This window comes from Bacillus sp. SYZHCR11, assembly GCF_057196865.1.
Map to the genome: position 1 here is coordinate 177,549 of NZ_JBXUND010000004.1, position 26,707 is coordinate 204,255.

The following is a 26,707-nucleotide window of genomic DNA, read 5'->3' on the forward strand; positions in this document are numbered from 1 at the left end:
AAGGCGGTGTCATCATCCATGAGACAGAACAAACGCTGGCTCGTCTTTTTGCTGTTCCTTGTTTTGATTCCGAAAACAAGCTTCGCCCACGCCTACATCACAAACTCAAATCCGGGTGAGAACAGCGAATTAAAACAAGCGCCGAAGCAGATTGAAATTGAGTTTAATGAACAGATTGAAGAAGGCTTCCACTCCATTAAGGTCTATAATTCATCCGGTGAACGGGTTGACGCGGGCAAAACGGTGATTCAAAAAAATAATGCCCGCATCATGACCGCGGCATTGAAAAAAAATCTGCCGCATGATATTTACAGAGCGGAATGGAACGCGGTATCGGCCGACGGACATCCGGTATCCGGCGTCATCCCTTTCAGCATCGGAAAAGCCGGCGGAGAACTTCAGGAGCAGACATCATCGCAAGCGGCGCTTCATCCCGAAGCGGCCATCGACCGCGGTATTTTGTACACCGCTCTCTCCCTGTTTATCGGCACGGCTTTTTTCCATCTGTTTTGGTACAGAAATAATGAAGATTCATCAAAAGCAAAACGAACTGTAAAGCTGCTCGTGATTTCTTTATGTTTAACGGGGCTCGCGCTCGTGTGCCAGCTCCCGATCCAGACGAAAGAAAACGCGGGCGGCGCTTGGAGCGCCGCGTTTCAGCCGGACTATGTAAAAGAAACGCTTCTGAAAACGGCAGGCGGGTACGTCTGGATGATCCAGATCAGCTTATTTATCCTGCTCGCCCTGTCCATGATCCCGCTGCTGAAGAAGAAAGCATTCCGGTCATTTGCGTACTGGACGGCGCCGCTGTTATTCTTCTTCGCTTCGCTTTTGGCAAAAGCATTCGCCGGGCATGCGGCCGTTATCGACGAAAAAGCGGTCGGCATCGCAATGGACTTTCTCCATTTATCGGCCGCGTCTGTATGGATGGGCGGTATCGCCGCGCTTGTGCTGCTTCTTTCATCAGAGTGGAGAAAACCCGATAAAACCATCGCTTGGGAAACGGTCAGACGGTTTTCTCCTTGGGCGTTCGCCTCTGTCGGCGTGCTGTTATTTTCAGGAGTGCTGAACGGATTTTTCATTATCCGCTCGTTCGATTCACTCTTTCACACCGCTTACGGCAAGACGCTCCTTTTGAAAATCGGACTGTTTGTCATCATGCTTGCGCTCGGCGCCGTTCACGTATGGATGACGAAGTTCAGCAGAAAAAGGAGCATCAGCGCAACGATAAAGGCCGAATGGGCACTAGGCATTGCGGTGTTATTCACAACCGCCGTCTTCACAAGCCTGCCCAGTCCGCCTCCGCCCGCGCCGTTGCCTTTTAACGGCTCAGAAACGATCGGAAACGGGGAGACCCTATCCTTGCACATTACGCCGAACCAGCCGGGTAAAAATGAATTTCAAGTCATTGTCACCGATCATAACGGCAGCTTAGTAAAAGACATTCAGCAATTTACGGTCACTGTTTACCAGACGGGCTTCAGCGGCAAACAGCATGAAAGCACCTTTGATTTGAAGAAGACGAAGGAAGGCACATTCGAAGCCGCCAACCTGTCCATCACCGAAAAGGGAAACTGGAAGATCAAAGTCCACGGGCTGACAAACGATTTTAATGAAATCAACCAAATATTCTCAACGACAAACTAAGGAGTGTATCTCATGTTGAAAAAAAAGGCTTTATTATTCATATCCGCCGTGACCCTGTCACTCGTCGGTTTTACGGCGACAGCAAGCGCCCACGTCTCAGTCAAACCGGCGGAATCCGCGGCCGGTTCTTGGGAAACGTACACGATGAAAGTGCCTGTGGAAAAGAATGAGCCGACAACGAAAGTCGTGCTGAAAATGCCCGCCGGCGTTGAATTTCAGCAGTATCAGCCAATTCCGGGCTGGAAAACATCCGTATCCAAACATAATGACAAAGCGGTCTCCGTCACTTGGGAAGCAAAGGACGGCGGCATTCAGCCCGGCCAATTCCAGCAGTTCACATTCGTTGCGAAAAATCCTGAAAAGAGCGGAGATGCCGCTTGGGACGCTTACCAATATTACAAAGACGGCAGCATTGTAGAATGGACGGGTGATGAGAAAGCCGACACGCCTCACTCGATTACGAAAATCACGAAATCGGCGAGCGTGACGGATGCGCACGGAGCTGAACAGTCAAACGAAGAAAGCAAATCCGGCGTATCAGCGCTTGATATTGCAGCCATCGTTCTGTCAGCTGCGGCGATTATCCTTTCCATCGCGGCGCTTGTAAAGAAAAAACGCGCGTAAGCAAAAAGCGATCCGGCTCTAAAGAGCCTGCGATCGCTTTTTTTCTTATCCGCGGCCTGCCTGGAAAGACGGATATTTGGTCATTCCCCCGTCAGCAAACAGCGTAATCCCGGTCACATAGCTTGATTCCTTTGAAGCAAGCCAGACGGCGACAGCCGCGATTTCTTCCGGCTCACCGATATATCCCATCGGAATCATGCTTTCCACATCTTTTTTCTGAACGGGATCGGCAAATTTTTCCGCGTTGATCGGCGTATTGATGGCGCCCGGTCCGATATTGTTAACACGGATGCGCTTCGGCGCGTACTCAAGCGCCAGCGTTTCCGTCATCAATTTGATGCCGCCTTTACTCGCCGCGTAGTGGACAAACAGCGGCCACGGAATCATTTCATGTACGCTTGACATGTTAATGACGTTTCCTTGAATATCATTCTCTACGTAATATTTTATGGCTTCGCGGCTTCCTAAGAAAGCGCCGGTCAGATTGGTATTGATAACTTTGTTCCAGTCTTTAAGCGGCATTTCATGCGACTGAACCGGATTTTCCATGCCGGCGTTATTGATCATGACATCCAATGTGCCGAATTCCTTCACTGCGGTCTGCACGATGTTTTTGACATCTTCTTCTTTTGTGACGTCTCCTTGAACGATGACAGCTTCGCCTCCCGCTTTTTGAATCTCTTCTTTAACGGTTTGGGCGTCTTTTTCATTACTATAGTAGTTAACCACGACTTTCGCCTGCTCCTGTCCGAAGCGGATCGCCATCGCTTTTCCTAATCCTGATGAAGCTCCCGTAATGGCAACGACTTTTCCTTTTAAATCCGTGTACATGTTCAAACCTCCTGCATATGTTATGAATTTGATTTCGCAACGCCTAAGAATACCGCGGCTACAATGATCAGGATAATCCCGATAGCAATGGCGACCAGCTGACGCTTCGTTTTGCTCTCACGGAGAATGAAGATTCCGCCGAGCGTGCTGATGACGATCCCCATTTGAGAGAGGGAAAAACTTGTCGCAACTCCGACGCGCGGCTGTGAGATGAACAGAAACATGTTCCCGAGCGCCCAGATGATTCCCGGCAGAATGTTCTTGAGGGCGTACTTATTAAACGGTTTATGCTTGTACGTCAGGAGCAGTCCGCCGATGACCATCCCGATCGCCTGCGGCAGAAGCGCTGACCATCCGGATACACCGAACAGCCGGGCGACGACGACATAGACCAAATAGCCGAGCGTGGAGATCAGCAGGATGACAATGCCTTTTTTTAAGTTTCCCGGTTCTCCGTCCGCCCGCCCCTTTTTATCTTCTAAAGATGTGAGCACAATCCCGATGATGATAAAAATAAGGGCGAGAATACCCAGCGTAATCGCGATCGGGGTTGACCATTCTTTGAATACGATCACACCGAACAAAGAAGTCGAGACGAGCTGCATTCCCGTTGATATCGGCATCGTTTTTGAAACGCCCATCAGCTGTATGCTTTTAAGCTGATTGCTTTGGCCGAGCGACCAAAACAGCCCCGAGATGATGCCGACAATAAAAATGCGCCCGGACAGCACCGGATGGACAAACAGATACAGCACAAACGAAACGATGAGCGCCCCGATTGTCGTTCCCAGCGTCTGGCTGTAAGGCCCGCCGCCTAATTTGACGTTAAATAACACGATGCTCCCCCAAAATAAAGCCGGGAGAAGAGCCAGTAATATATCCATGATGGCGACCTTCTTTCAATCGTATTTGCTGTTATTTTGTCTGGAATCGAACCGATTATTCCCGCAATATCAAAAAAGCCTGCCGGCGATATTCACCGGCAGACCGCTCAATAAAAAAAGCCCCGCTTAGAAGCGGGGCTTTCTTTTCGGCTCATTAAAGTCCGATAGACATGTATTTGGTTTCCAGGTACGGTTCAATGCCTTCCGTACCGCCTTCACGGCCGATGCCGCTTTCTTTCATTCCTCCGAACGGCGCTTGAACCGCGGACGGACCGCCGTCATTCCAGCCGATGATGCCGTATTCAAGCTGTTCAGAAATATAGATGCCGCGGCGGTAGTTTTCTGTGAAGAAATAAGCCGCAAGCCCGAACGGCGTATCGTTCGCAAGCTTGATCGCTTCATCAATATCTGAGAACGTAACGATCGGCGCAACCGGGCCGAATGTTTCTTCATGCATGATGTTCATGGATGTATCTACATTTGAAAGCACGGTCGGCGTCACGAAATAGCATCCTTTTTCGTCGTTTTGGTCATACGTTCCGCCCGTCAGCACTTCTGCACCTTTTTCCACGGCGTCATTAATTTGGCCGACGATTTTATCGAAGCCTTTTTTGTTGATGACAGGGCCGACGTTTACGCCTTTTTCAAGACCGTTTCCGACTTTGAGTTTCGCAGCTTCTTCACTCAGTTTTTTCGCAAACTCGTCTTTCACGGATTCGTGTACGATCAGCCGGTTCGCACAGACGCAGGTTTGGCCGGCATTTCTGAATTTAGAGGCCATTGTTTGGGCTACCGCCAGATCAAGATCAGCGTCTTCATCCACGATCAGCGGCGCATGTCCGCCAAGCTCCATTGACATATGTTTTACGGTGTCGGCGCTGTTTTTCATCAGGATTTTGCCGACAGGCGTTGAGCCGGTAAAGGTAATTTTACGGATTTTCGGGCTGCTGGTGAAGACGTTTCCGATTTCGGCTCCGTCACCGATCACCACTTGCAGCACGTCCTTCGGAATTCCCGCTTCATATGCGAGACGCGCAAGGGCGTAAGCGGAAAGCGGCGTATCCTCCGCCGGTTTGATGATGAACGTACAGCCTGCCGCCAAAGCGGGCGCGGCTTTTCTTGTAATCATCGCATTCGGGAAATTCCACGGCGTGATCGCGGCTACCGGGCCGACCGCCTGACGGGTGACGACAATCCGTTTGCCCGTTGTCGGCGCAGGTACGGTTCTGCCGTAAATCCGTTTTGCTTCTTCGGCGAACCATTCAATATAGCCGGCGCCGTATAAAACTTCTCCGACCGCTTCTTCGTACGGTTTGCCGTTTTCTTTCGTAATTAATTCCGCAAGTTCTTCTTTATTTTCAACAATCAGCTCATACCATTTTCTCAAAAGTGAGGCACGTTCTCCCGCTGATGTTTTGGACCATGATTGAAACGCTTGATGTGAACGTTCAATCGCTTTTTCAACATCTTCGGCCGTCTGCTGGGGGATGCTTTCGATCGCCTCTCCCGTTGCCGGGTTGTACACTGTTAATTGTTCTGGCATATTGAACATTCCTTTCTTTCCTATAGTAAAACCATTGAATGCTTGTTGATGTATCTCACACTTTCATGATAGCAGACACATCCGGCGGGATTCCAATAATTGAACTCACAGAGCTGCTTCGATAATGGAAAGGCCTTCTTTGAGCTGCTCATCCGTCACGACAAGCGGCGTCAGGAATCGGATAATGTTGCCGTTAATGCCGGCCGTCAGCAGCAGCAGTCCGTTCTCGTTCGCCGTTTTAGCGATCGCCGCGGCTTTTGCTTTATCCGGTTCCCGCGTGTGCGGATCTTTGACAATTTCGATGGCCGCCATCGCGCCGAGTCTGCGCACTTCTCCGATGCAGGCATGCTCTTTTTTCCACTCGAGCGCTTGACGCTCGATGATCCGGCCGATCTCTTCGGAACGCTGATTCAGCCCTTCTTCTTCAATAATATCCAGGACCGCGAGCGCAGCCGCACAGCCGAGCGGGCTTCCCGCATATGTGCCACCGAGTTCCCCCGGCGCGGCGGCATCAAGCATTTCCGCCCGGCCGATGACACCGCTCAGAGGTAATCCGGCCGCAAGTGATTTGGATACGGTGATCAAATCCGGAACGGCTTCGAAATGCTCAATCGCAAAATACGTTCCCGTTCTGGCAAAACCGGTCTGAATCTCATCCGCTACAAAAACGATACCGTGTTTTTTACAAAAAGCGGCGACGTGCTGCACGAAACGTTTTGACGGAATGATGAAGCCGCCTTCTCCCTGAACCGGCTCCATTACGACACAGGCGACGGTTTCCGGTGCGACTGCGGCGATAAAGAAATCCTCGAAAGCGCTGATGATAAAGTCGTCATACTGCTCGTCGCTCATGCCGGCCGGCTTTTGATAATAGTAAGGAAACGGCGCTTGATACACCTCTGAGGCAAACGGGCCGAAACCGTATTTATAAGGCTTCACCTTGCTCGTCATGCTCATCGTCATGTTCGTGCGGCCGTGGAACCCTCTTGTAAATGACACGACAGCCTGGCGCTTCGTATATTTTCTGGCGATTTTCACGGCGTTTTCCACCGCTTCCGCCCCCGAATTGAGAAAAATCGCTTTTTTCGCATGATCTCCCGGCGCAAGGGCGCAAAGTTTTTCGGCCAGCTCAATATAAGACGGATACATCATGACGTTAAATCCCGGGTGAATCAGATCCTCCGCCTGTTTCTTCACGGCCTCCACCACTTTCGGATGAGAATGGCCGACATTCAGCGTTCCGATCGCTCCGGCAAAATCAATGAATCGTCTGCCGTCCAAATCGTACAAAAGCGCCCCTTCCCCTTTTACCGCCATGCTGCGGTTTCCGTTGCCGACCCCCTTGGAAACGAATTGATCCCGTTTTTGCTGCCACTGGGCAGTTGTCACTTCCGATGATGCTGTTCGACTCATAGATTCCATCCCCCTATATTGTTTTCTTATCATTCTGTCTTCTTTTTGGTATGATGAAAAGTACCAAAATCAATTTATCCATGGTATCAGAAAGGAGCAGGGTCTGGATGCTGACGATTTCCATTGATCATTCGGAAACGGCGGATTATATCTATCAGCAGATCTATCAGCACATAAAAGCGGCCGTTTTGAAACGCAGCCTGATGCCTCATACAAAGGTGCCGTCTAAACGGGAGCTTGCCGAGACGCTGAAGGTCAGCGTGAATTCAGTGAATTCAGCTTATCAGCAGCTGCTTTCGGAAGGTTATTTATATGCAGTCGAAAGAAAAGGCTTTTTCGTGGAGGAAATTGATACGGTTTATCATGAAGAAACCCCTTCGCTCTCATTGCCTGAAGATTTAAAAGAGCGGGAGCCGGATAAGAGCGGCTGGATTTCGTTTTCTCATATGAGCGTGGATACGGCGCATTTTCCCTTGAAAAGCTGGTTCCGCTGTGAGCATAAAGCAGCCGCCCGTTCATTTCATACACTCGGAGAACTCGTCCATCCGCAAGGCTTATATGAAGTCCGTGAAACCATTTCGCGGCTTATTTCCCTGACAAGAGGCGTTACATGCCGCCCGGAACAAATCGTGCTCGGGGCGGGCACGCAAATGCTGACGCAGCTGCTGACGGAACTGCTGCCAAAAGACGCGCTGTACGCCATGGAGAACCCGGGATATATGAGGATGTACCGGCTGCTGCAAAACCTCGGGAAAAAGGTTGCGACGATCAGCCTTGATGAAAAAGGCATGTCCATGGCTGAAATTGAAAAACGCCGGCCCTGTGTATTGATCACCACGCCTTCCCATCAATTCCCCTCAGGCGTGATCATGCCCGCTTCCCGGCGGATTCAGCTTTTAAACTGGGCAGCCGAACAGAACGGCCGCTTCATCATTGAAGATGATTATGACAGTGAATTTAAATATGACGCCGATACGATACCGGCGCTTCAAAGCCTTGACCGGTTTCAAAATGTCATCTACATGGGGACCTTTTCAAAATCCCTTTTCCCAGGTCTGCGCATCAGCTATATGGTTCTGCCGCCCGGGCTTTTGCGGACGTTCAAAGAGAGAACGTATGACCTGCATACGTGCAGCACGCTTGCCCAGCTCGCGCTGAAAGAATTTATCGACTCAGGTGAATATCAGAAACATATTAAAAAGATGAAGCAGCATTATAAGAACATGCGGGAACGCCTCATTTCGGCTTTGGAAGAAACATTCGGAGAAAGAATCAGTGTAAAGGGCGCCAATGCGGGGCTTCATTTTGTCACTGAGTTTGACTGCGCCCGTTCAGAAAAAGAGATATTGGCACGGGCGGATGCAGAACAGCTCGATCTGTTTGCGATGAGCCGGTTCCGTCTGAAAGCGGGAGGCGATTCAAATAAGCCGCAGCTCATTCTGGGGTTCGCCCGCCTGAAGGAGAGCGATATTCAAGAAGGCGTCCTCAGGCTTTACCGGGCGGTTTTCGGCGCATAAAAAAACCCCCGGAATTCGGGGACTTATTTACCAGCGGTCCGGTTCTGTCTGCAAAATCGCCTCCAGCAGGCCGGGAAACGCCGCTTGTAAATCATCTTTGCGCAGGGAATAATAACGGTGCTTCCCGTCTATGCGCACTTGGGCGATACCCGCTTCCCGCAGCACTTTGAAGTGATGGGACAGCGTTGATTTGGCGACCCGGACATCAGCGCAGGTACCGCACGTTTTTTCTGTTGTTTCCGCCAATTGTTTGACCAGCTCTAAGCGGAGCGGATCACTCAGAGCATGAAGAACCTTTGTCAGCTGTAAGCGGTCGGTTTCAGGATGGTTTGGAATGTTCATGAGTCAAATGTAACACATAAAAGCGGCGGGTGACAATTTAGGCGGTGAGGGTTTTTCCTTTACCATTCACTGCGAAACATGTTACAGTTAGTTCGATAATATTCGAACTATAACAAATAAACCCAATCAGGAGGAATAACAATGATCGTCTTACAGGCTTACATGAAAGTAAAAGCGGATAAACGCGAGGAATTTTTAGGAGAAGCACAATCACTTGTTCAGCATTCACGCGCGGAAGAAGGAAATGTGCAATACGATCTTTTCGAAAAAGTCGGTGAGGAAAATACATTCGTTATGCTTGAGCAATGGAAAGATGAAGAAGCGATGAAATTCCACAACGCAACTGACCATTTCCAAGGATTCGTGGCAAAAGCAAAAGAAGTGCTGAGTGCGCCGCTTGACGTCGTCCGCACAGAACTGTCAGAGTAACGAAAGGATGAATGACATGAACGAAGTCCTTCAAATATTAACAGACCACCGTTCCATCCGCAGCTACACAGATGAACCCGTATCGGATGAGCAGTTGGACCTTATCATCCAAGCAACTCAGGCAGCGCCGACTTCCATTAACGGCCAGCAATTTACCGTTATTGCGGTGAAAGATAAGGAGCGGAAGAAAAAAATATCCGAATTGGCCGGCGGCCAGCCGTGGATTGACCAAGCGCCTGTTTTCCTTTTATTCTGCGCTGATTTTAACCGCGCTAAAATTGCGCTTGAAGAATATAATGATACACCGCTTGAGATCACGAACGGTTTAGAGTCCGTTCTAGTCGGAGCCGTAGATGTCGGGATTGCGCTGGGTACGGCAACGGCTGCGGCTGAATCAATGGGACTCGGCACTGTGCCGATCGGCGCCGTGCGCGGCAAGCCTGACGAAATCATTGAATTGCTGAAACTTCCGAAATACGTTTTCCCGATTTCCGGTCTCGTCATCGGCCATCCGGCAGACCGCTCCGCGAAAAAACCGCGTCTGCCGCAAGCAGCCGTTCTGCATCATGAAACGTATCAAGAAGAAGATTTAAGAACCCATATCGAGGCCTATGACAAGCAGATGTCCGAATACATGAAAAAACGCACCGACGGACAGGAAACAAGAAACTGGTCACAAGGCATCACTTCCTACTATAAGCAGGTTTATTATCCTCACATTCGTGAAATGCTTGAAAAACAAGGATTTAAGACGGATAAATAAACGTATCAGCCTGTCGGAACACTCCGGCAGGTTTTTTCTATTTCTCAAACAAAAGCGTTGACACTATGTAAAAATTTTTGTTAATATTTTCATCATATACTCATTGGTTTTCTGTGAACCGATGGGTTTTCTATTGTGACGAAAGAAGGAATCTGGGCTTATGAATGATAAGAAAACGGATATTCTGCTGGCGGCAAGGAAGCTTTTTTCCGGGAAAAGCTTTTCGTCGGTCTCGATGCAGGCGATCGCAGAGGAGTGCAAAGTCTCCAAAGCATCTTTGTATAAGCTGTTTGAATCAAAGGAAGACCTGCTCCTGGAGCTGCTCGATTTTAACCAGAAACAGATGGTAGCGGCCGCTTCATTATTAAATGAAGAAACGAGCCTCTCCCCTGAGGAACGGTTTGCCAAAAAACTGATGGCTGAGCTTGAAGGCTTCAGGCGCAACCAGCAGTTTTTTAATATGCTGATGTACGGAAGCCCCTCTTCCATTAATGAGCGGGTAAAACGGCATATTCACAGGGCCCGCTCCACCTTTATCTGCTGGCATCGCGATTCACTGATTCAGACGTACGGCGAAGACATTATTCCTTATGTATGGGAGCTGGTGATCGTCCTGCAGGGGCTCCTGAGAGAATGCATCACGCTGATTAAGCTGGAAAAAGAACCGCTCGCCCTGGAGCCGCTCACGGACTTTATCATCCGCCATCTCAATCTCATCGTCGAAAACAGGAAAACCGAAACGGCTTTGCCTCAGGAGATGATTGACCTTTATACCGCCTCCGCTTCCTCATTTGAGCCAAAAGACAAAACCGTATTGCTGGCTGAAAGCCTGAAGGAACTGAAAGAAGCCGTCTCAGCCCTTCCGGAGGAAAAATATGATGCCGCAGGACTCGCTTCCGCGGCGGTTATGCTGGAGAAAGAATCAGCGGACAAACAGCCGCGGGATTTTCTTATAAAAGCGCTCATCGGTTATTTGGAGCAGGCCGGACCGCTGCACCAGCCGCTTGCAGCCGTTAAAACATTGCTCAAACTATAAAGAAAGAAGGAATCAGCTTGAATAAGAGTATTAAAACTGCACCATACAACCGCTCTGTCATTGTCGGGATTCTTTTGGCGGGAGCGTTCGTCGCCATTTTGAACCAGACACTGCTTATCACGGCGCTGCCGCACATTATGAATGACTTCAATATAGATGCCAACAAAGCGCAATGGCTGACAACGTCGTTTATGCTGACAAACGGGATTTTGATTCCGATTACCGCATTTTTAATAGAGAAATTTACGAGCCGCACCCTCCTGATTTCCGCTATGAGTATTTTCACGGCGGGCACCATTGTCGGCGCATTCGCCCCGAACTTTCCGGTGCTCTTAACGGCCCGAATTATTCAGGCGGCCGGCGCCGGAATTATGCTGCCGCTCATGCAGACGGTATTTCTCACGATTTTCCCGATGGAAAAGCGCGGCCGCGCCATGGGTATGGTCGGCTTGGTTATTTCGTTCGCGCCGGCGATCGGCCCGACGCTTTCCGGATGGGCGGTCGAAGCATTCTCTTGGCGGTCTTTGTTTTATATCATCTTCCCGATCGCAGTCATCGATTTGCTTTTAGCAATTATTCTGATGAAAAACGTCACGACATTACGAGAAACACAGATTGATATTTTATCCGTGATCTTATCGACCCTCGGATTCGGCGGGCTGCTTTACGGCTTCTCAAGCGCCGGTTCCTCAGGATGGACCAGTACTGAAGTGCTGACTTCGCTGCTTGTCGGAGCGGCCGCGCTGATTTTCTTTATCGCAAGACAGATGAAGCTCAAAAAACCGATGCTGGAATTCCGTGTGTTTTCTTTCGGGATTTTCAGCCTGACCACCCTGCTCGGAACGCTTGTTTTCGCGCTGCTGATCGGAACGGAAACCATTCTCCCGCTTTACACGCAAAAAGTCCGGGGCGTCTCCGCGTTTGATACCGGATTAATGCTTTTGCCGGGCGCGATTGTGATGGGGATGATGTCTCCGTTTATCGGCCGGGTGTTTGACAGAATCGGCGGAAAAGGCCTTGCGATGACCGGATTCTTCATCATCCTGCTCACGTCCCTGCCGTTTATGAATCTGACGGACTCGACGTCTCTCATTTGGATTGTCGTCGTTTATACCGCGCGGCTTTTGGGAACAGCCATGATTATGATGCCGGTGACGACAGCGGGAATCAACGCCCTGCCGCGCCACTTAATTCCGCACGGCACAGCCATGAACAATACCGTCCGCCAAGTCGGCGGTTCTATCGGTACGGCGCTGCTGGTTTCCGTGATGAGCAGCCAGGCCGCGCACGCCAATGCGTCAACTCCGGCAAACGCCGCCCTGCACGGCATGAATGCGGCCTTTGTCGTAGCCGCCTGCATCGCGCTGGCCGGCTTCCTCCTATCTTTTACATTGAAGAAAAAACCGCGTCAGCCCGAGCAGCAGCAGGCCGTTACGCGGTAAACCAAAAAGAACCCGATCACGTATGTGACCGGGTTCTTTTTTTACTTCTCGATTCCGTCTTTTACTTCTTTCACCATTTGCGCCATGGATTCCAGGCCGCCTCCTGATAAATACCATGTAGCTGAATCAAGGTAGACAACATGGTTGTTTTTCACGGCTTTCACCGATTTTACATAATCATTTTCAACCACTTGTTTTGTTGAAGATTTTGTGCCGATCGCTGTTCCGCGGTCAACGACAAACATGTAATCAGGGTTTGTTTTGGCGATATATTCATAGGAAATGCTTTGTCCGTGCAGTGAGGCTTCGATGTTTTTGTCAGCCGGTTTGACGCCGAACACATCATGAATGAAGCCGTATCTTGATTTAGATCCGAACGCGCTGATTTTGCCGTCGTTCGCCATCACCACTAACCCGTTTTTATCCGTGCTGCTTGTCTTTTTCTTCAGATCGGCAATGGATTTGTCGATTTTCGCAAGCTTATCTTTCACTTCATTTTCTTTGTTAAAGATTTTGCCGATCACTTCAGTGTTTTGCTTGAATCTGTCAACGTAGTTTGTATAGTCATCATCAAGATAAATCGTCGGCGCGATTTTTGAGAACTCTTTATAAGAATCAGATTGTCTGTGGGCGATAATGATTAAATCCGGATCAATATCCGCGACTTTTTCAAAATCCGGTTCTTTTAAACCGCCGGTATTGGCGTATTTATCACTATTATATGAAGATAAGTATTTTGGAAGGTTTTGTTTCGGAAGTCCCGCCACGTGATCCTGTAAACCGAGTTCATCCATCGTATCCAGCATTCCGAAGTTGAATACGACGACTTTTTTCGGATTCTTCGGCACTTTGACTCCTTCTTTGTTCAGATCATCTTTGATTGTGATTGTTTCTTTTGATTTGCCTGATGTTTTGTCCCCGTTTCCGCATGCAGAAACAACAAAAATCGTAACTAGCGCAATGAATAGCAATGCGAATTTTTTCATGACTTTCACCTCATCTGGTTTTTAAGAAAAGTACACACCGATCCGCTGACTGTCAATCTCTTGAATCGGGATGGTCATATCATAAATATCTTCAAGCACGGAGGTTTCAATGATCTCCTCCGCCGGCCCTTCTTTGACGATCCGTCCGTTTTTCAGTGCGACGATATGGTCTGAATATACGGATGCGAAGTTGATATCGTGAATCACTACGACGACCGTTTTTCCGAAGTCTTCCACAAGCCGCTTCAACAGCTTCATCATTTCAACGGAATGCTTCATATCTAAATTGTTCAGCGGCTCATCGAGAAAAATATAGTCCGTATCCTGAGCGATGATCATCGCGATAAACGCCCTCTGACACTGGCCTCCGCTGAGCTGATCGAGGTATTTATCCTTTAAGTCATCCAGCTTCATATAACTGAGGGCCTGGTTGATATGCACCCAATCTTCATCCGTCAGTTTCCCCTGGGAATACGGAAATCTGCCGAAGCTGACCAGGTCTTTAATCGTCAGTCTGATATTGATTTGGTTCGTCTGCTTCAGGATGCTGATTTTTTTCGCCAGATCGTTGCTTTTACAGGCCCCGATCTCTTGCCCGTCGACCGTGATTTCTCCGGAATCCGTCTTAATCAGCCGGCTCATGATAGACAGCAGCGTGCTTTTTCCCGCGCCGTTCGGACCGATAAACGAGGTGAGCCTGCCCTTTTGAATGGATAGAGACGTTTTCTCAAGGACGGTTTTCCCTCCGTATTGTTTGCTTACATTTTTGACCTCTACCATGATTTATTCTCCTTTAACAGCAGATAGATAAAATAAATCCCGCCGGCAAAATTAATGATGACGCTCAGCGTCGTGGAAAACGTGAACACTTTCTCCACGACAAACTGGCCCCCGACGAGCGCGACGATGCTGATCAGGACGGAACCCGCGATTAAATACGTGTGCCTGTAGGTTTTTAAAAACTCTCTCGCCAGATTGACGACAAGCAGTCCTAAAAACATAATCGGCCCGACAAGAGCCGTAGAGACAGACACAAGAATGGCGACGACGATGAGCATCTGTTTCACAAGCTTATCGTAATCAATCCCAAGGTTGACGGCGTGCTCCCTGCCGAGCGACAGCACGTCAAAAAACCGCGTGAACCGCCAGACATAAATGCCTGTCAGAAGAAAGACAGCACCGGCAAATCCTAAAAGATCGGTGTTGATATTGTTAAAGCTGGCAAACATTTTGTCCTGAACAACCTGGAACTCATTCGGATCAATCAGCATCTGCATAAAGGATGACAGACTGTTGAACAGCGTGCCGAACACGACGCCGACAAGCAGAAGGAAAAACACGTTCCGCCCCTCGCCTTTAAACATGAGCTGATACAAAACGAGTGACAAGAGCACCATCAGCCCGACGGAGATGACGAAATTAAGATTTTTGTTCATCATGACGATATTCATTGAACCGAACAGGAACACGATGACGGTCTGAATGAGCATATACAGGGAATCGAGGCCTAAAATGCCCGGTGTCAGTATGCGGTTATTTGTAATCGTCTGGAAGATGACCGTTGAAAACGCGATCGCTCCCCCTGTGAGCATCATGGCAAGCACTTTGAAGCATCGTCTCGGCAGGGAGTATTCCCAATTGCCCAGTCCGTAGAACAGAAAGAATCCGATACATATTATGGCGAGCGCCGCCAGCAGCGTAATTTTTTTATTATGACTCATATGCTTTTCTCCTTAACAGCATATACAGGAAGATGCCGCTGCCGATAACACCGACCATCAGGCCGATGGAAATTTCGTACGGGAAGATGATCACCCTTCCCAAAATGTCGCAAAACAGCACAAAAACAGCGCCCAAGAGAGCTGTGTGAGGCAGGCTGCTCCTCAGGTTGTCCCCTTTGTAAATCGACACCATATTGGGAATGATCAAACCGAGAAACGGCAGCATCCCGACGGTCAGGATCACCAGTGAAGCGATGAGCGACACGATAATCAGACCGATATTGACGACGCGTTTGTATTTCAGGCCGAGATTGACGGAAAAGCTCTCTCCCATTCCCGCCACCGTAAATTTATCCGCATACACATAAGCGATGATCACCAGCGGGATACTCAGATATAAAAGCTCATACCGGCCTTTAACGACCAGTGAGAAATCTCCCTGCAGCCAAGATGACAGGTTTTGGATCAGGTCGTATTTATATGCGATAAACGTGGCGATTGAGCTGACGATGTTCCCAAGCATTAAACCGACGAGAGGAATAAAAATCGCATCATTGAACTTGATTCTCTCGAGGATTTTCATGAAAAGGAAATTTCCCGCCAACGCGAAAATAAAAGCGATAGACATTTTCACAAGCGGGCTCGCTGACGTAAAAATCATTAATGAAATCAAAATTCCGAGCCTTGCCCAGTCCATCGTTCCCGCAGTCGTCGGCGATACAAATTTATTCCGGCTGATCTGCTGCATGATTAATCCGCAGATGCTCAGGCTCATGCCGGCGATGATAATGCTCACCAAACGCGGCAGCCGGCTGTCAAACAATGTACCTGCCTGTTCTTTATTTAAATGAAAAATATCCAGCGGCGACAAATCTTCTACACCGATAAATATAGAAGTACACGCCAAAACCGCCAGTAGCAAAAGTAAGTAACGTAGCTTCATGCTGCCTCCCTGCACCCATCACAAACGGTATGACTGATTGCCAAACAACTCCCATATATCCCCACTCGTAATGATTATCATTATCAACGACAACTATAATCTTATCATCTTTCCAAGCGCAGTCAATACAGTTTTGCTTTCAAAAACGGTCATCCGCGGGCCGTACACTAAATTGTCTTACAATCAGTCTATCAAGAATTTGCAGGATTTTCTATAACCTTCATTTGGCTGCTTATCATTTTTTGCACATGATGACACGCTTGCGGGAAACAAATCTGACAAACAGCGGCAAAATTCCTCCATGAAAATACAAATGTTCTCCCCACATAGAAAAAATCCTTGATTTACATGTTTGAAAGAGAGATAATAAAAATTAAATTTGTGAGAAAATTTAAATATTAGGGGATGTAAATCATGAAAGTTGTAAAATTCGGAGGCAGCTCTCTTGCGTCAGGAGCCCAGCTTGAGAAAGTGTTTCAAATCGTGACGGCTGATCCCTCGCGGAAAGCCGTCGTCGTATCGGCGCCGGGAAAACGCTTCTCGGACGATACAAAGGTGACGGATCTGTTAATCCGCTGTGCGGAGCATTATTTGCAAAATGGTGCAGCGCCCGAGCTTGCCGAACCGGTCATTGAACGGTACGCCGCCATCGCGCGTGAGCTGAACCTGGATTTCTCTATTATAGAAAGAATCCGCAGTGACCTATTCGCTCTCTTAAACAGCAGCAAAGCCAATCCCGATCAGTATATGGATGCGGTGAAAGCTAGCGGCGAGGACAACAACGCGAAGCTGATCGCGGCCTACTTCCGCCGGCAGGGCGTGAAAGCCGAATACGTAAGCCCGAAAGAAGCGGGGCTGTTTGTGACGAATGAACCCGGAAGCGCTCAGGTGCTCCCTGAGTCTTATGATCATTTGTACCGTCTGAGAAACCGTGAAGGCTTGATCATTTTTCCGGGATTTTTCGGTTACACGAAGGAGCATGAGATTGTGACGTTTTCCCGGAGCGGTTCTGATATTACCGGCTCCATTCTCGCCAGCGGCTTAAAAGCCGACCTGTACGAAAACTTTACTGATGTGGACGCCGTCTATTCCGTCAACCCGTCAATCGTGCGGCATCCGAAAGAGATTAACGAACTGACGTATCGGGAAATGCGTGAGCTCTCCTATGCCGGGTTTTCCGTTTTTCATGATGAAGCGCTGATTCCCGCTTTTCGGGCCGGCATCCCCGTTCAGATTAAGAATACGAATAATCCGGAGGCGAAAGGAACGCGCGTCGTCAGCAGCCGTGACAATACGAACGGGCCAGTCATCGGCATCGCAAGCGACACGGGCTTTTGCAGCATTTACATAAGCAAATATTTAATGAACCGGGAAATCGGTTTCGGCCGCAAAGCCCTTCACATTTTGGAGGAAGAAGGATTGACGTATGAACATGTTCCATCCGGCATTGACGACATCACGATCATCCTTCGGCACGATCAGATGGACTCAGAACTGGAACACAGGCTCGTCACCCGTCTGAAGCAGGAACTTCAAGCAGATGAAGTCACAGTCAGGCACAACCTGGCGCTGATTATGGTCGTCGGGGAAGCGATGCGCCATAATGTCGGCACAACCGCCAGGGCATCCAAAGCACTGTCCGAAGCCGGCGTCAACATCGAAATGATCAATCAGGGGTCATCGGAAGTCAGCATGATGTTCGGGGTGAAAGAAGAACAGGAAAAACAAGCGGTGCGGGCGCTGTATGACGAGTTTTTCGCCGGAGTCTTACTCTCATAGGACACCGCCTCTTTTTTCTCTTGTCCACTAATATCCCTTACAAAGCAGCTTCTTTTACATATTGTATGGTATAGACAATATGGAGGTGAAGCTCATGTCAGGATATTCTGGAATCAGCTCTTTCGCTTTGATCGTTGTTTTATTTATCCTGTTGGTTATTGTAGGTACTGCCTATGTTGGCGGTTTCTAAGCATCACTCCGTCTATATGAGGACGCTGCGGGTTTTGACCTGCGGCGTTTTCTTTTGTTTTCCGCCGCTGTCCAAGTCCGGCCGCGCAAAAAAAAGACTGCCAGGAACATTCCCGGGCAGTCTTTTCCTTTGTTCAGGTTATTTTCTTCTCACGTCATTCCTCTTTCAGCTACATGGAATTCAGCCTGATCTGTCTGGCCTGCACCTGTCACTGTAAAAATCGCGGCGGCTGCTAAACAAATAACAAACCATTTAGATTTCAATTTCATACAAACCCTCACTCCTTTGTATTTGTTTCCTTGCCTCTTCGACTTTCAGAAAATAGTCAGAAGAAATCTTAAAGCAATTTTGTTCATAGTAATATTTAGCTGCTTCTAGTGCTAAATCCTCTATATCGGCGTATAAATTTTTATCTTCCAGGTAACGGAAACATGCGCTGATTGTTTCCTCATCCGGTTTCGCCTGATACAGAGCCTGCAGCCATTCGAATTTTACCGTGTAAACGGGATCGTCTGTTTCTTTAGCATATTCATATCCCCGCTTGTGATATTCCGACGCTTTTTCTTTTTTTCCGAGTTTAAAGTAAATGAGTGTGATTAGGAAATATGCTTGGGGAAGAGAATTGACGATTCTTTGTGATTCAAATGTATCAACCGCCCGTTCAAAGTACGGAATCGCTTCGCCGATGCGGTCCTGATTGTAGTAGCACAGTCCGAGGTTATACAGCGCCCTCCCGACAAGCTGCGCTTTTTGTTCTTTTTCGGCCATTTGCAGAGCGTGCTGAAAATGTTTGGCCGCCTGTTCAAAGCGCCTTTCATCCATTAAATTGACGCCGAATACAAAATGGCATTGAATGATCCTGACGTTATATGTGTCCTGCTCTACGTAAATTTCATAAGCGTTTTTTATATGTATCAAAGAAAAATACGTTTGTTTCATATGATAATAAGCTTCGGCCACTTTAAAATAAAACTCCGCCCGTTCCACGTGGTCCGATACGAAGGCCAGTTTTTTCTCAGCTTGTTTATAATATGTAATCGCTGAGATAAATTCTCTTTTATCAAATTCAAACATGCCTTTGAAAAAGTTGACGTAATAATCGAGAAGCCCTTTGAGGCCGGCCTGGCTGTTATCAATGTTATCAAGAATTTCCGACAGGGTCGGCTGGTCTTCTATCTTCAGTTTTTCCAGCGGCTCCAAGTAGTCCAGCATCAGCTGATGGCGAAATTCCATGAGGGAATAATAAAGCACTAAGTTTGAATCAGGCTCCATACGGTCAAGCTCTTGTTTGATCTCGGCCTTCAAGATCTCCGCATCCGGCACGCTGAATGTTCTGATGTATCGATACCACTCGTTAATTTTCTGCCCGACTGCTGAAGAAGGAATTAACCCGCTCTTCATTCCTTCACCCTCCCCATCCAAGACCTGTTTACCAGTTATTTTATCACGTTTCCGTGTCTTTCCATCCCGAAAAACACGCAAACTTTGTTTCGGCAGAGCGCAATTTTCCGAGTGAAGATAAAACAGCCGGCAGCCAGACGGGACTGCCGGTTTCAAGATGATTCATGTTTCGTATTCAGCGGAAGGCGGATTGTAAACGTCGTGCCTTTTCCTTTTTCGCTGGCAATATCTATCGTGCCCTTATGCATTTCAACGAGCTGCCTGACGATGGACAGGCCGAGTCCGTATTCGCCGTATGCCGTATTCGTCCGGGACACGTCCGCCTTATAAAACCGCTCCCATATATGCTCAATTTCCTCTTTGGAGATGCCGATTCCGGTGTCTTCGATCTCAATCACCGTTTCTTTATAGCCTTCATACCCGCGCAGCGTGATGTCTCCGTTTTGCGTAAATTGAATGCTGTTTTTCGTGATATTGACGAGAATCTGGATCAGCCTGTCATAATCGGCTAACACTTTGACGCCGTCCTCCGCCTGAATCCGCAGCTGATTTTGTTTTTCCTCCGCCTGCTGATTGAGATGCTCTTTAATAATTTCAAACACCTCGATGAGCGGCAGACTGAGCTTGTCCAGTTTGATTTGCTGGGATCTGATTTTTTCATAATCCAAGTTTTCTTTCACGAGCCTGAGCATCCGCTTCGTTTCTTCACTGATCAGCGAGAAGCATTTCTCTTTATCTTTTTCCGGGATGGTGTTGCTGTTAAGCCCCTCCACAAGTCCGTTAATGGTCGTCAAAGGCGTTCTCAGCTCATGGGAGACATCGGCGATAAATTGGCGCCTCCGTTTTTCCAGGCGGTCAATCTGCTCTCTCGATTGCTTCAGATTTTTGGCCATGATGTTGAAATCGGACGCCAGCATGCCGATTTCATCGCCGCCGCTGTTCTTGAGCGAAATATCGTAATCCCCGGATGCCACTTTTCCGGTCGCATCCCGCAATGTCTGAATCCGCTTAACGTGAAATTTAGATAAAAGCCAGCTCAGCAGAATCGTGATGATAAGGGTGCTGATAATCGCGTAAATCATATAGCGGTTGACCTGGCTGATCATCTGCTCGACCCCTCTGACGGGAGACACGAGCAGCACCGCGCCTTTAAATTGATCGTTGATCAAAAGCGGTTTTGCGACAAGCGATACTTCCAAGCCCTCCGTATTAAAACGGTTCATCTCCGCTCTGATCTGAACGGTTTTCCCTTGCTTCAGCATGTGCCACTCTTTACTTTTGAGCTTCTCGCGCGGCGGCATATCGTCAGGAAAAAAGTACGGCCGCTGATGTTCATCAAAAATAATAAACCTGGTCTCGCGCGTTTTTAACATGTCCTGATACGGATACAGGCGGCGCAGATCAAGATCGCGTCCGTTCAGCTCACTTGTGATCTGCTGGGCGTAAGAAGACAGCTCATCCACTTTATTTTGATACGCAAAATCTTTCACAAAGTGCGAAAACAGGGAAATGATGATGAAAAAGGCCAAAATCAAAATGCTGACATGGCTTAACAGCAGCTGATATAAGTATTTAATCCTCATCAAATTTGTATCCTACCCCCCACACCGTGTATAAAAACGGTTTTTCGTCACTGGACAGTTTTTTGCGCAGCCGTTTAATATGAACATCAACCGTACGTTCATCGCCGTAAAATTGATAGCCCCACACCTGCTCAAGCAGCTGCTCTCTCGAAAAGACCTGGCGCGGATTTTGTGCGAGATAAAAGAGCAGATCGAATTCCTTCGGCGTCAGATTCTCGACAGGCTTTCCATGCAGAAACACTTCCCGCGTCTTCTTATTGATTGAAAAACACGCCGTTTCGATCAAGTCGCCGCTTTTTACGGCCTGCCCCGTCGCCCGGTATCTTCTGATCACCGCTTTAATCCGCGCTACTAGCGTCAGCGGGCTGAACGGCTTGGTGACATAGTCGTCGGCTCCCATTTCAAACCCGATCACCTGATCAGACTCCGTGTCCTTTGCGGTCAGCATAATAATCGGCACACTGCTCGTCTCTCTTATTTTCCGGCAGATCGTCACTCCGTCCATAGATGGAAGCATAATATCCAGAATGACCAAATCCCAGTCCTCTTCCGTGAACCGCTGATAGCCTTCCACTCCGTCATGGACAAATTCGGCTTCAAATCCTTCTTTAAAAAAGAACATTTCCGTCATGGTGCATACGCTTATATTGTCTTCTATCATTAATATCTTCATTGGGTCCTCCGTTTATCTTGACGCTTTTACTTATAATAGCACCATTTTACCCGGATATTTTCGCGTTTCACAATTGTTAGTTTTTATTTCATCACCCGGAAATAGTTTGTTCATATTTTTTTCATACATTTCTCCTACTATATACATATCGGATAACCGGTTCTAAAGAAGGCTGGTTTTACAAGATCTGACACCCACACGGAGGAACAGACATGAACTTTATAAAAAGAGCCTTTTGGAGCATGAAGGCAAAAAAGGGAAAAACGTTTTTGCAGCTGGTTGTGTTTTCAGTGATTTGCATTTTTGTCCTGTCCGGTCTTACGATCCAGTCAGCGGCGAAGAAATCAAGCGAACTGGCAAGGCAGCAGCTCGGCGGGAGCGTCACACTCCAGGCTGACCGCCAAAAGCAAATGGCGCAGCAGCAAAAAGACGGTGAAAAGAGGACGTTTGAATCAACGCCGATTTCCGTCTCGGATGCCAAGAAACTTACATCTTTACAGCACGTTAAAAATTACAACTTCCTCACGACAGCGTCAGCAAACGCAGAAAGCTTTGACGCGATAAAAAGCTCAGACGAATCAGCCGATAACAGTTCCGGCGGAAGCCGTTTTCAAGGCGGCGGAAGACAGATGATTTCAGCGGATATTTCGGTCGAAGGCGTGCTCTCTACGGCGCTGCTTGATGATTTCACAGGCGGGAGCTCAAAAATCACTGACGGCCGCGCCATCACAAAAACAGATGCGGACGCAAAAGTCGCAGTGATCAATGAAACGCTGGCAGATCAAAACAAGCTGAAGGTCGGCGGCTCCATTACAGTTTCCTCAGCAGCGGATGATTCTGTGAGTACAAAGCTTAAAATTGTGGGAATTTATAAAACAACATCATCAGGAGACGATCAGGCAGAGCATTTTTCATTCTTAAACCCTGACAATAAAATCTATACGCCTTACACCGCAGCTGCGGCGTTAAAAGGGTCTGATAACAAAAACAGAATCAGCTCAGCCGTTTATTATATGGATGATGCAAAATATATTGACTCATTCGTTGCGGCTGCGAAAAAAACATCTATAGATGATAAAACCTACACGCTGACGACAAATGATCAGGTGTATCAGCAAATGGCCGGCCCGATTGAAAATGTCGCGTCATTTTCTAAAAACGTGGTGTACCTTGTATCCATCGCGGGCGCGGTCATTCTCGGATTGATCGTGATGATGTCGATCAGGGAACGCAAGTATGAAATGGGTGTCTTGATGGCGATCGGCGAAAAGCGCTGGAAGCTCATCGGACAATTCTTAACGGAAATTCTGATTGTCGCGGTTATCGCCATCGGGATCGCATCCGTCACGGGCAGCCTTGTGGCGAATCAGCTCGGAAATCAGCTTCTTTCCCAGCAGGTCAGCTCAGCCGATGATTCCCAGGAGCAAACAAGCGGCTGGGGCGGAGGAGAAATGCCGCGGGGAGACGGCATGTTCGGTCAGCATTCATCCGGTGCAGATGTCATCAGTACAATGCAGGTAAACGTTTCGCTGAATGACCTTCTGATTCTCGGCGGGATCGGCGTCGCAATTGCCGTCATCGCCACATTACTGCCGTCTGTATCAGTCATGCGGCTTCACCCTAAAACGATCCTGACCAAGCAGGAATAAGAGGAGGCAGCATAATGAGCCTATTAACCTTTCAACAGATCGGCTACTGGTACCAAGATAAATCACAGCCGCTGTTTCAGGATATAACGATCAGCTTTGAAAAAGGGAAGTTTTATACAATTGCCGGCGCCTCCGGAACGGGAAAAACCACGTTTCTGTCTCTGGCGGGCGGCCTTGACACACCTAAAGAGGGAAGCATCCTTTATAACGGAGAAGACATCTTCAAAATCGGATTAACCAAATTCAGAAATCAATATGTCTCTATCGTCTTTCAATCTCATCATCTGATCCCGTATATGACGGCGCTCCAGAACGTCACAACCGCGATGGAGATTACCGGATCTAAGGAGAACAACAAAGATGCGTCCGCGCTCAGCATGCTGGATAAAGTCGGCATCACCGAACAGCAGGCCCGTCAGCGGGTGCTGACATTAAGCGGCGGACAGCAGCAGCGCGTTTCAATTGCGCGGGCTTTCTGCTGTGATACGGATCTGATTTGCGCGGACGAGCCGACGGGAAACCTCGACGAGGATACGTCAAAGGAAATCGTCCGGCTCTTTCAGGATCTGGCGCTTAAAGGCGGCAAATGCGTCATCATGGTTACGCACGACGAACAAATTGCCAAAGTGTCTGATATCAACATCCGCTTATCAAGAGGAAGTTTCACGGTCAAAGAAAACGGCACGGCCGTTTCCTGATACCGCGCCCCTGCCAGCGCAGACAGGGGCGCACCCTATATCCCCCTATTCAATAGAAGTGAACGTAAAAAGAGCCAGGGCTGCATCCCCTCGCTCTTTTTATTTATATCAGCTGTAAATAACGGTCAATATTTGATTGTCCGGCTGCTTTGATCAATTCTTCCGCCTTTTTCTCTTCTCCCGGCAAAGCGAGCCGGAGCTTGTCTTCAATATCCTTTTCAGAAAGACCGTTTCCCGGCGCTCCCCTCGGACAGTCGATACGTGCTTCATAGACATGACCGCCGGAAACCGTGACCCGTACAATTGTAAAACGGCCCTTCGGAACGGCGTTGTCAGCAGGCTGAATTTGGTCATCGCAGCTGCGGTGAATCCGCTCAAATCCTTTTTGAAGGGATTGCGGAATCGGCTCGGATGTGAAATGTTCAACTGAAAAATCCTTACCGTGCAAAGCTAAGGTGATCACATATTCTACGCTGAACCGACCCGCTTCGCCTGTTTTCGGACGCCGTTCTGTCAATGCGGCGTCCCCGCCCGGCGGATAAATCACGTCAATCCGTTCCGTTTGGCCGAAAGTGAGACCATGTTCGGCCTTCAGCTTGAGAATGGCGTCCGCCGCATGATGGGCCGCCGAGCAAAACGGATAAACCTTAAACCAAAGTCCCGGACTCACGATCCGCCAAGGGTTTCCCCACCCGTTTACAAGCAGGGTTTCTGCCCGTTCAAGATCGCCGTACAGTCCGAAAAAACCTTTCTCCCCGTCGAGCGCATGAGCTGAGCCGCCGAAACCGGCCTTTGCAAGCTTTACGGCGAACACGCCGGCTTGAGCGGCCAGGCCGGCGTGGAGCGGCTTCATTTCTGTCCCGAATTGCACTCTCATGCCTCCGGAACGGGCAGCCGCAAACCCGATTGCTTTCTGTAATTGGGTTTGATTCAGATTCTCTGCGAATCCGACGGCGCATGCGGCCGCAATGGCACCTAACGTTCCTGTATTGTGCCAGCCTTTCTCGTAATGATCCCTTCCAGCTGACTCGCCGAGCCGCGCCATCACTTCGATTCCCGTCACATAAGCACCGAGAAAACGGCTCTTGTCTATCCGGCCGGCTGATGCGGCTGCAATCAAAGCCGGGAGGATGACCGCGCTCGGATGTCCTCTTACATCAGAATGAACATCGTCAAAATCAAGCGCATGTGCGATGAAGCCGTTAATGAGCGCGGATTGGGACGGCGTGGTTTTTTGATTTCTGCCGATAAGCGGCGCTATCGGCATCCCGCCTTCTTCTTCGGCCAGTTTTACCAGCTTTTCAACTCCTGTATCCCGTCTCCCCGCAAAAGCAGCCGCTGTAAAATCAAGCAGTCCTTTGCGCGCTTCTTTCATCGCTTCGGCGGATGTTTCCGGCACAGACGACATGACGGCCTGAGCAAGTCCGGCCGTCAGATTTTCCGTATTCATTCCGTCTGCTCCAATACATTGACGGCAAGCCGGGCGAAAAACTCAGCCGCTTTCGGAAGCGCTTTTTCGTCGAGTGTAAAGGCTGGATGGTGCCATTCTTCTGTTCCGTTTGTTCCCATCCAGACGAAGAAGCCGGGGATTTTTTCTTGATATAACGCGAAGTCTTCGCCGCCGGGCGACTGTTCTGCCCGAACGGTTTGAAGTCCGAGGCTTTCAGCAGTTTGTTCCGCCGCCTGTATGAATCGGGCGTCGTTCATCACTGACGGCAGGTAAGGAAACCAGCGGAAGTCAGCCTCTGCCCCGAATCCGGCCGCGATTCCTTCAGCAACCCGCTTCATATGTTTCGGAACAGCGTCCCGCGCTTCTTTTTGAAACGTCCGGACGGTTCCTTCCATTTCAACATGGTCCGGAATGACATTCCAAGAACTGCCCCCCTGAACTCTTGTGATGCTGACGACGGCATTGTGAAGCGAGCTGATGTTTCTGCTGACAATCGATTGCAGGCCGCCGATGATCTGCCCTGCCGCCTGAATCGGGTCAATGCTGTTGTCGGGGATTCCGGCGTGGCCGCCTTTTCCTTTCACGGTGATTTCAAAGCGGTCGACACTCGCCATAAGCGGGCCTTCTTTCAGACCGACCGTGCCGACGGGGAGGTCAGGTTTGTTATGCATGCCGAATATCGCCGATACACCGTCAAGCGCGCCGGCTTCAATGACCTGTCTTGCTCCGGCGGCGATTTCTTCCGCGGGCTGAAAAATAAACCGCACCGTTCCTTTCAGCTCATGCTTTCTCTCATTTAATAAGAAAGCCGTGCCGAGGATAGATGCCGTATGGAAATCATGGCCGCATGCGTGCATCACGCCGCTGTTGCGCGAAGCAAACGGAAGGTTTGTTTTCTCTTCGATCGGCAGTGCGTCGATGTCCGCTCTGACGGCGATGACGGGGCCGCTTTTATCTCCTTTGATTTCAGCGATCACTCCGGTTTGAAGTTTCGGCACATCAAGAACCGTGATTCCTTCTTCCTCCAGCCAGCGGCGGATTTTATTCGTCGTTTCGAATTCCTCGCCTGACAGCTCAGGGTGTTCATGAAGGTCGCGGCGGATATTGATTAAACGTTTGTTTAATGATTCATACGTTTCATTTGCCATTTCTTCTTCTTCCCT

26 protein-coding genes are annotated in these 26,707 nt (G+C 48.9%); 11 read left to right on the forward strand and 15 right to left on the reverse strand.

The genetic code is table 11. From position 1 onward, the window contains the following. Positions 1-18 precede the first annotated feature (18 nt). Both AC2CGA_RS15730 and AC2CGA_RS15735 read left to right on the forward strand, forming a co-directional pair. Positions 19-1,647: a copper resistance CopC/CopD family protein gene (locus AC2CGA_RS15730; RefSeq protein ID WP_014304348.1), complete on the forward strand. Its 1,629-nt coding sequence runs from the start codon at positions 19-21 to the stop codon at positions 1,645-1,647. Between the two features lie 12 nt (positions 1,648-1,659). Next, positions 1,660-2,271 (forward strand): YcnI family copper-binding membrane protein, encoded by a 612-nt coding sequence (locus AC2CGA_RS15735; protein WP_117614491.1) that lies wholly within the window; start codon positions 1,660-1,662, stop codon positions 2,269-2,271. A 45-nt stretch (positions 2,272-2,316) separates the two neighbouring features. Here the strand turns inward: AC2CGA_RS15735 and gdh are convergent, their stop codons facing one another. The 4 genes from gdh to gabT form a co-directional block, all read right to left on the reverse strand. Next, on the reverse strand, positions 2,317-3,102 hold the full coding sequence (gdh, locus tag AC2CGA_RS15740) for a glucose 1-dehydrogenase (RefSeq protein ID WP_003156315.1): 786 nt from the start codon (positions 3,100-3,102) through the stop codon (positions 2,317-2,319). A gap of 20 nt (positions 3,103-3,122) precedes the next feature. Then, positions 3,123-3,986, reverse strand: a complete 864-nt coding sequence (locus AC2CGA_RS15745; protein WP_003156317.1) for a RhaT/GlcU family sugar-proton symporter — start codon at positions 3,984-3,986, stop codon at positions 3,123-3,125. 154 nt (positions 3,987-4,140) lie between these two features. Continuing rightward, entirely contained in the window at positions 4,141-5,529 is a 1,389-nt protein-coding gene (gene gabD / locus AC2CGA_RS15750) for a succinate-semialdehyde dehydrogenase (RefSeq protein WP_003156319.1), read from the reverse strand. A 105-nt stretch (positions 5,530-5,634) separates the two neighbouring features. After that, positions 5,635-6,942, reverse strand: coding sequence for a 4-aminobutyrate--2-oxoglutarate transaminase (gene gabT / locus AC2CGA_RS15755; RefSeq protein ID WP_003156320.1), 1,308 nt, complete (start codon positions 6,940-6,942; stop codon positions 5,635-5,637). A gap of 107 nt (positions 6,943-7,049) precedes the next feature. Between gabT and gabR the strand changes: the two genes are divergently transcribed. Further along, positions 7,050-8,459 carry a MocR-like transcriptional regulator GabR gene (gene gabR, locus AC2CGA_RS15760; protein WP_024084887.1) on the forward strand — a complete coding sequence of 470 codons (1,410 nt, stop codon included), beginning with the start codon at positions 7,050-7,052 and terminating at the stop codon, positions 8,457-8,459. 27 nt (positions 8,460-8,486) lie between these two features. Here the strand turns inward: gabR and AC2CGA_RS15765 are convergent, their stop codons facing one another. Further along, positions 8,487-8,801 (reverse strand): ArsR/SmtB family transcription factor, encoded by a 315-nt coding sequence (locus AC2CGA_RS15765; RefSeq protein WP_003156322.1) that lies wholly within the window; start codon positions 8,799-8,801, stop codon positions 8,487-8,489. A gap of 141 nt (positions 8,802-8,942) precedes the next feature. Here AC2CGA_RS15765 and AC2CGA_RS15770 point away from each other — a divergent pair, with 141 nt between their 5' ends. The 4 genes from AC2CGA_RS15770 to AC2CGA_RS15785 all read left to right on the forward strand — a co-directional run bounded on the left by AC2CGA_RS15770 (position 8,943) and on the right by AC2CGA_RS15785 (position 12,471). Continuing rightward, positions 8,943-9,230 (forward strand): putative quinol monooxygenase, encoded by a 288-nt coding sequence (locus AC2CGA_RS15770; protein WP_003156323.1) that lies wholly within the window; start codon positions 8,943-8,945, stop codon positions 9,228-9,230. Positions 9,231-9,246: 16 nt separating this feature from the next. After that, positions 9,247-9,993, forward strand: coding sequence for an oxygen-insensitive NADPH nitroreductase (gene nfsA / locus AC2CGA_RS15775; protein ID WP_003156324.1), 747 nt, complete (start codon positions 9,247-9,249; stop codon positions 9,991-9,993). A gap of 160 nt (positions 9,994-10,153) precedes the next feature. Then, positions 10,154-11,029, forward strand: a complete 876-nt coding sequence (locus AC2CGA_RS15780) for a TetR/AcrR family transcriptional regulator (protein WP_003156326.1) — start codon at positions 10,154-10,156, stop codon at positions 11,027-11,029. Between the two features lie 17 nt (positions 11,030-11,046). Then, the gene (locus AC2CGA_RS15785; RefSeq protein WP_015388705.1) at positions 11,047-12,471 is read left to right on the forward strand and encodes an MDR family MFS transporter; all 1,425 of its coding nucleotides are present in this window, start codon (positions 11,047-11,049) and stop codon (positions 12,469-12,471) included. A gap of 41 nt (positions 12,472-12,512) precedes the next feature. On the opposite strand, the gene AC2CGA_RS15790 is transcribed toward AC2CGA_RS15785, so the two are convergent. The 4 genes from AC2CGA_RS15790 to AC2CGA_RS15805 are packed head-to-tail and all read right to left on the reverse strand — an operon-like array spanning position 12,513 to position 16,121. Beyond that, a complete protein-coding gene (locus AC2CGA_RS15790; protein WP_003156329.1) occupies positions 12,513-13,457 on the reverse strand; it encodes a siderophore ABC transporter substrate-binding protein in 945 nt (314 codons plus the stop codon). Between the two features lie 21 nt (positions 13,458-13,478). Then, entirely contained in the window at positions 13,479-14,237 is a 759-nt protein-coding gene (locus tag AC2CGA_RS15795; protein WP_003156330.1) for an iron ABC transporter ATP-binding protein, read from the reverse strand. Then, positions 14,231-15,178 (reverse strand): iron chelate uptake ABC transporter family permease subunit, encoded by a 948-nt coding sequence (locus AC2CGA_RS15800; RefSeq protein WP_003156331.1) that lies wholly within the window; start codon positions 15,176-15,178, stop codon positions 14,231-14,233. Before AC2CGA_RS15800 ends, AC2CGA_RS15795 begins: the two co-directional genes overlap by 7 nt. After that, complete coding sequence (locus AC2CGA_RS15805) at positions 15,168-16,121, reverse strand: ABC transporter permease (RefSeq protein ID WP_046559346.1); 954 nt, start codon at positions 16,119-16,121, stop codon at positions 15,168-15,170. Before AC2CGA_RS15805 ends, AC2CGA_RS15800 begins: the two co-directional genes overlap by 11 nt. A gap of 414 nt (positions 16,122-16,535) precedes the next feature. Here AC2CGA_RS15805 and AC2CGA_RS15810 point away from each other — a divergent pair, with 414 nt between their 5' ends. Together AC2CGA_RS15810 and AC2CGA_RS15815 are read left to right on the forward strand one after the other, a co-directional pair. After that, positions 16,536-17,900 (forward strand): aspartate kinase, encoded by a 1,365-nt coding sequence (locus tag AC2CGA_RS15810; RefSeq protein WP_014304341.1) that lies wholly within the window; start codon positions 16,536-16,538, stop codon positions 17,898-17,900. A gap of 79 nt (positions 17,901-17,979) precedes the next feature. Further along, a complete protein-coding gene (locus AC2CGA_RS15815; RefSeq protein WP_369719092.1) occupies positions 17,980-18,090 on the forward strand; it encodes a YjcZ family sporulation protein in 111 nt (36 codons plus the stop codon). Between the two features lie 149 nt (positions 18,091-18,239). On the opposite strand, the gene phrC is transcribed toward AC2CGA_RS15815, so the two are convergent. From phrC to yclJ, 4 genes are all read right to left on the reverse strand, one after another. Next, complete coding sequence (gene phrC / locus AC2CGA_RS15820; RefSeq protein ID WP_003156334.1) at positions 18,240-18,359, reverse strand: phosphatase RapC inhibitor PhrC; 120 nt, start codon at positions 18,357-18,359, stop codon at positions 18,240-18,242. Beyond that, positions 18,343-19,491, reverse strand: a complete 1,149-nt coding sequence (locus AC2CGA_RS15825; RefSeq protein ID WP_014304340.1) for a Rap family tetratricopeptide repeat protein — start codon at positions 19,489-19,491, stop codon at positions 18,343-18,345. The genes phrC and AC2CGA_RS15825 overlap by 17 nt, the downstream gene beginning before the upstream one ends. A gap of 152 nt (positions 19,492-19,643) precedes the next feature. Then, on the reverse strand, positions 19,644-21,077 hold the full coding sequence (gene yclK, locus AC2CGA_RS15830) for a two-component system sensor histidine kinase YclK (protein WP_162130794.1): 1,434 nt from the start codon (positions 21,075-21,077) through the stop codon (positions 19,644-19,646). Beyond that, positions 21,064-21,747 (reverse strand): two-component system response regulator YclJ, encoded by a 684-nt coding sequence (gene yclJ / locus AC2CGA_RS15835; protein ID WP_003156341.1) that lies wholly within the window; start codon positions 21,745-21,747, stop codon positions 21,064-21,066. The genes yclK and yclJ overlap by 14 nt, the downstream gene beginning before the upstream one ends. A gap of 212 nt (positions 21,748-21,959) precedes the next feature. Here yclJ and AC2CGA_RS15840 point away from each other — a divergent pair, with 212 nt between their 5' ends. Both AC2CGA_RS15840 and AC2CGA_RS15845 read left to right on the forward strand, forming a co-directional pair. Continuing rightward, positions 21,960-23,396, forward strand: a complete 1,437-nt coding sequence (locus tag AC2CGA_RS15840; RefSeq protein ID WP_484480225.1) for an ABC transporter permease — start codon at positions 21,960-21,962, stop codon at positions 23,394-23,396. Between the two features lie 14 nt (positions 23,397-23,410). Further along, complete coding sequence (locus AC2CGA_RS15845; RefSeq protein ID WP_484480226.1) at positions 23,411-24,094, forward strand: ABC transporter ATP-binding protein; 684 nt, start codon at positions 23,411-23,413, stop codon at positions 24,092-24,094. A 103-nt stretch (positions 24,095-24,197) separates the two neighbouring features. Here the strand turns inward: AC2CGA_RS15845 and AC2CGA_RS15850 are convergent, their stop codons facing one another. Then, entirely contained in the window at positions 24,198-25,544 is a 1,347-nt protein-coding gene (locus AC2CGA_RS15850) for an MmgE/PrpD family protein (protein WP_014304336.1), read from the reverse strand. Next, positions 25,541-26,692 carry a M20 peptidase aminoacylase family protein gene (locus AC2CGA_RS15855; RefSeq protein ID WP_024084883.1) on the reverse strand — a complete coding sequence of 384 codons (1,152 nt, stop codon included), beginning with the start codon at positions 26,690-26,692 and terminating at the stop codon, positions 25,541-25,543. The genes AC2CGA_RS15850 and AC2CGA_RS15855 overlap by 4 nt, the downstream gene beginning before the upstream one ends. Between the last annotated feature and the right edge of the window lie 15 nt (positions 26,693-26,707).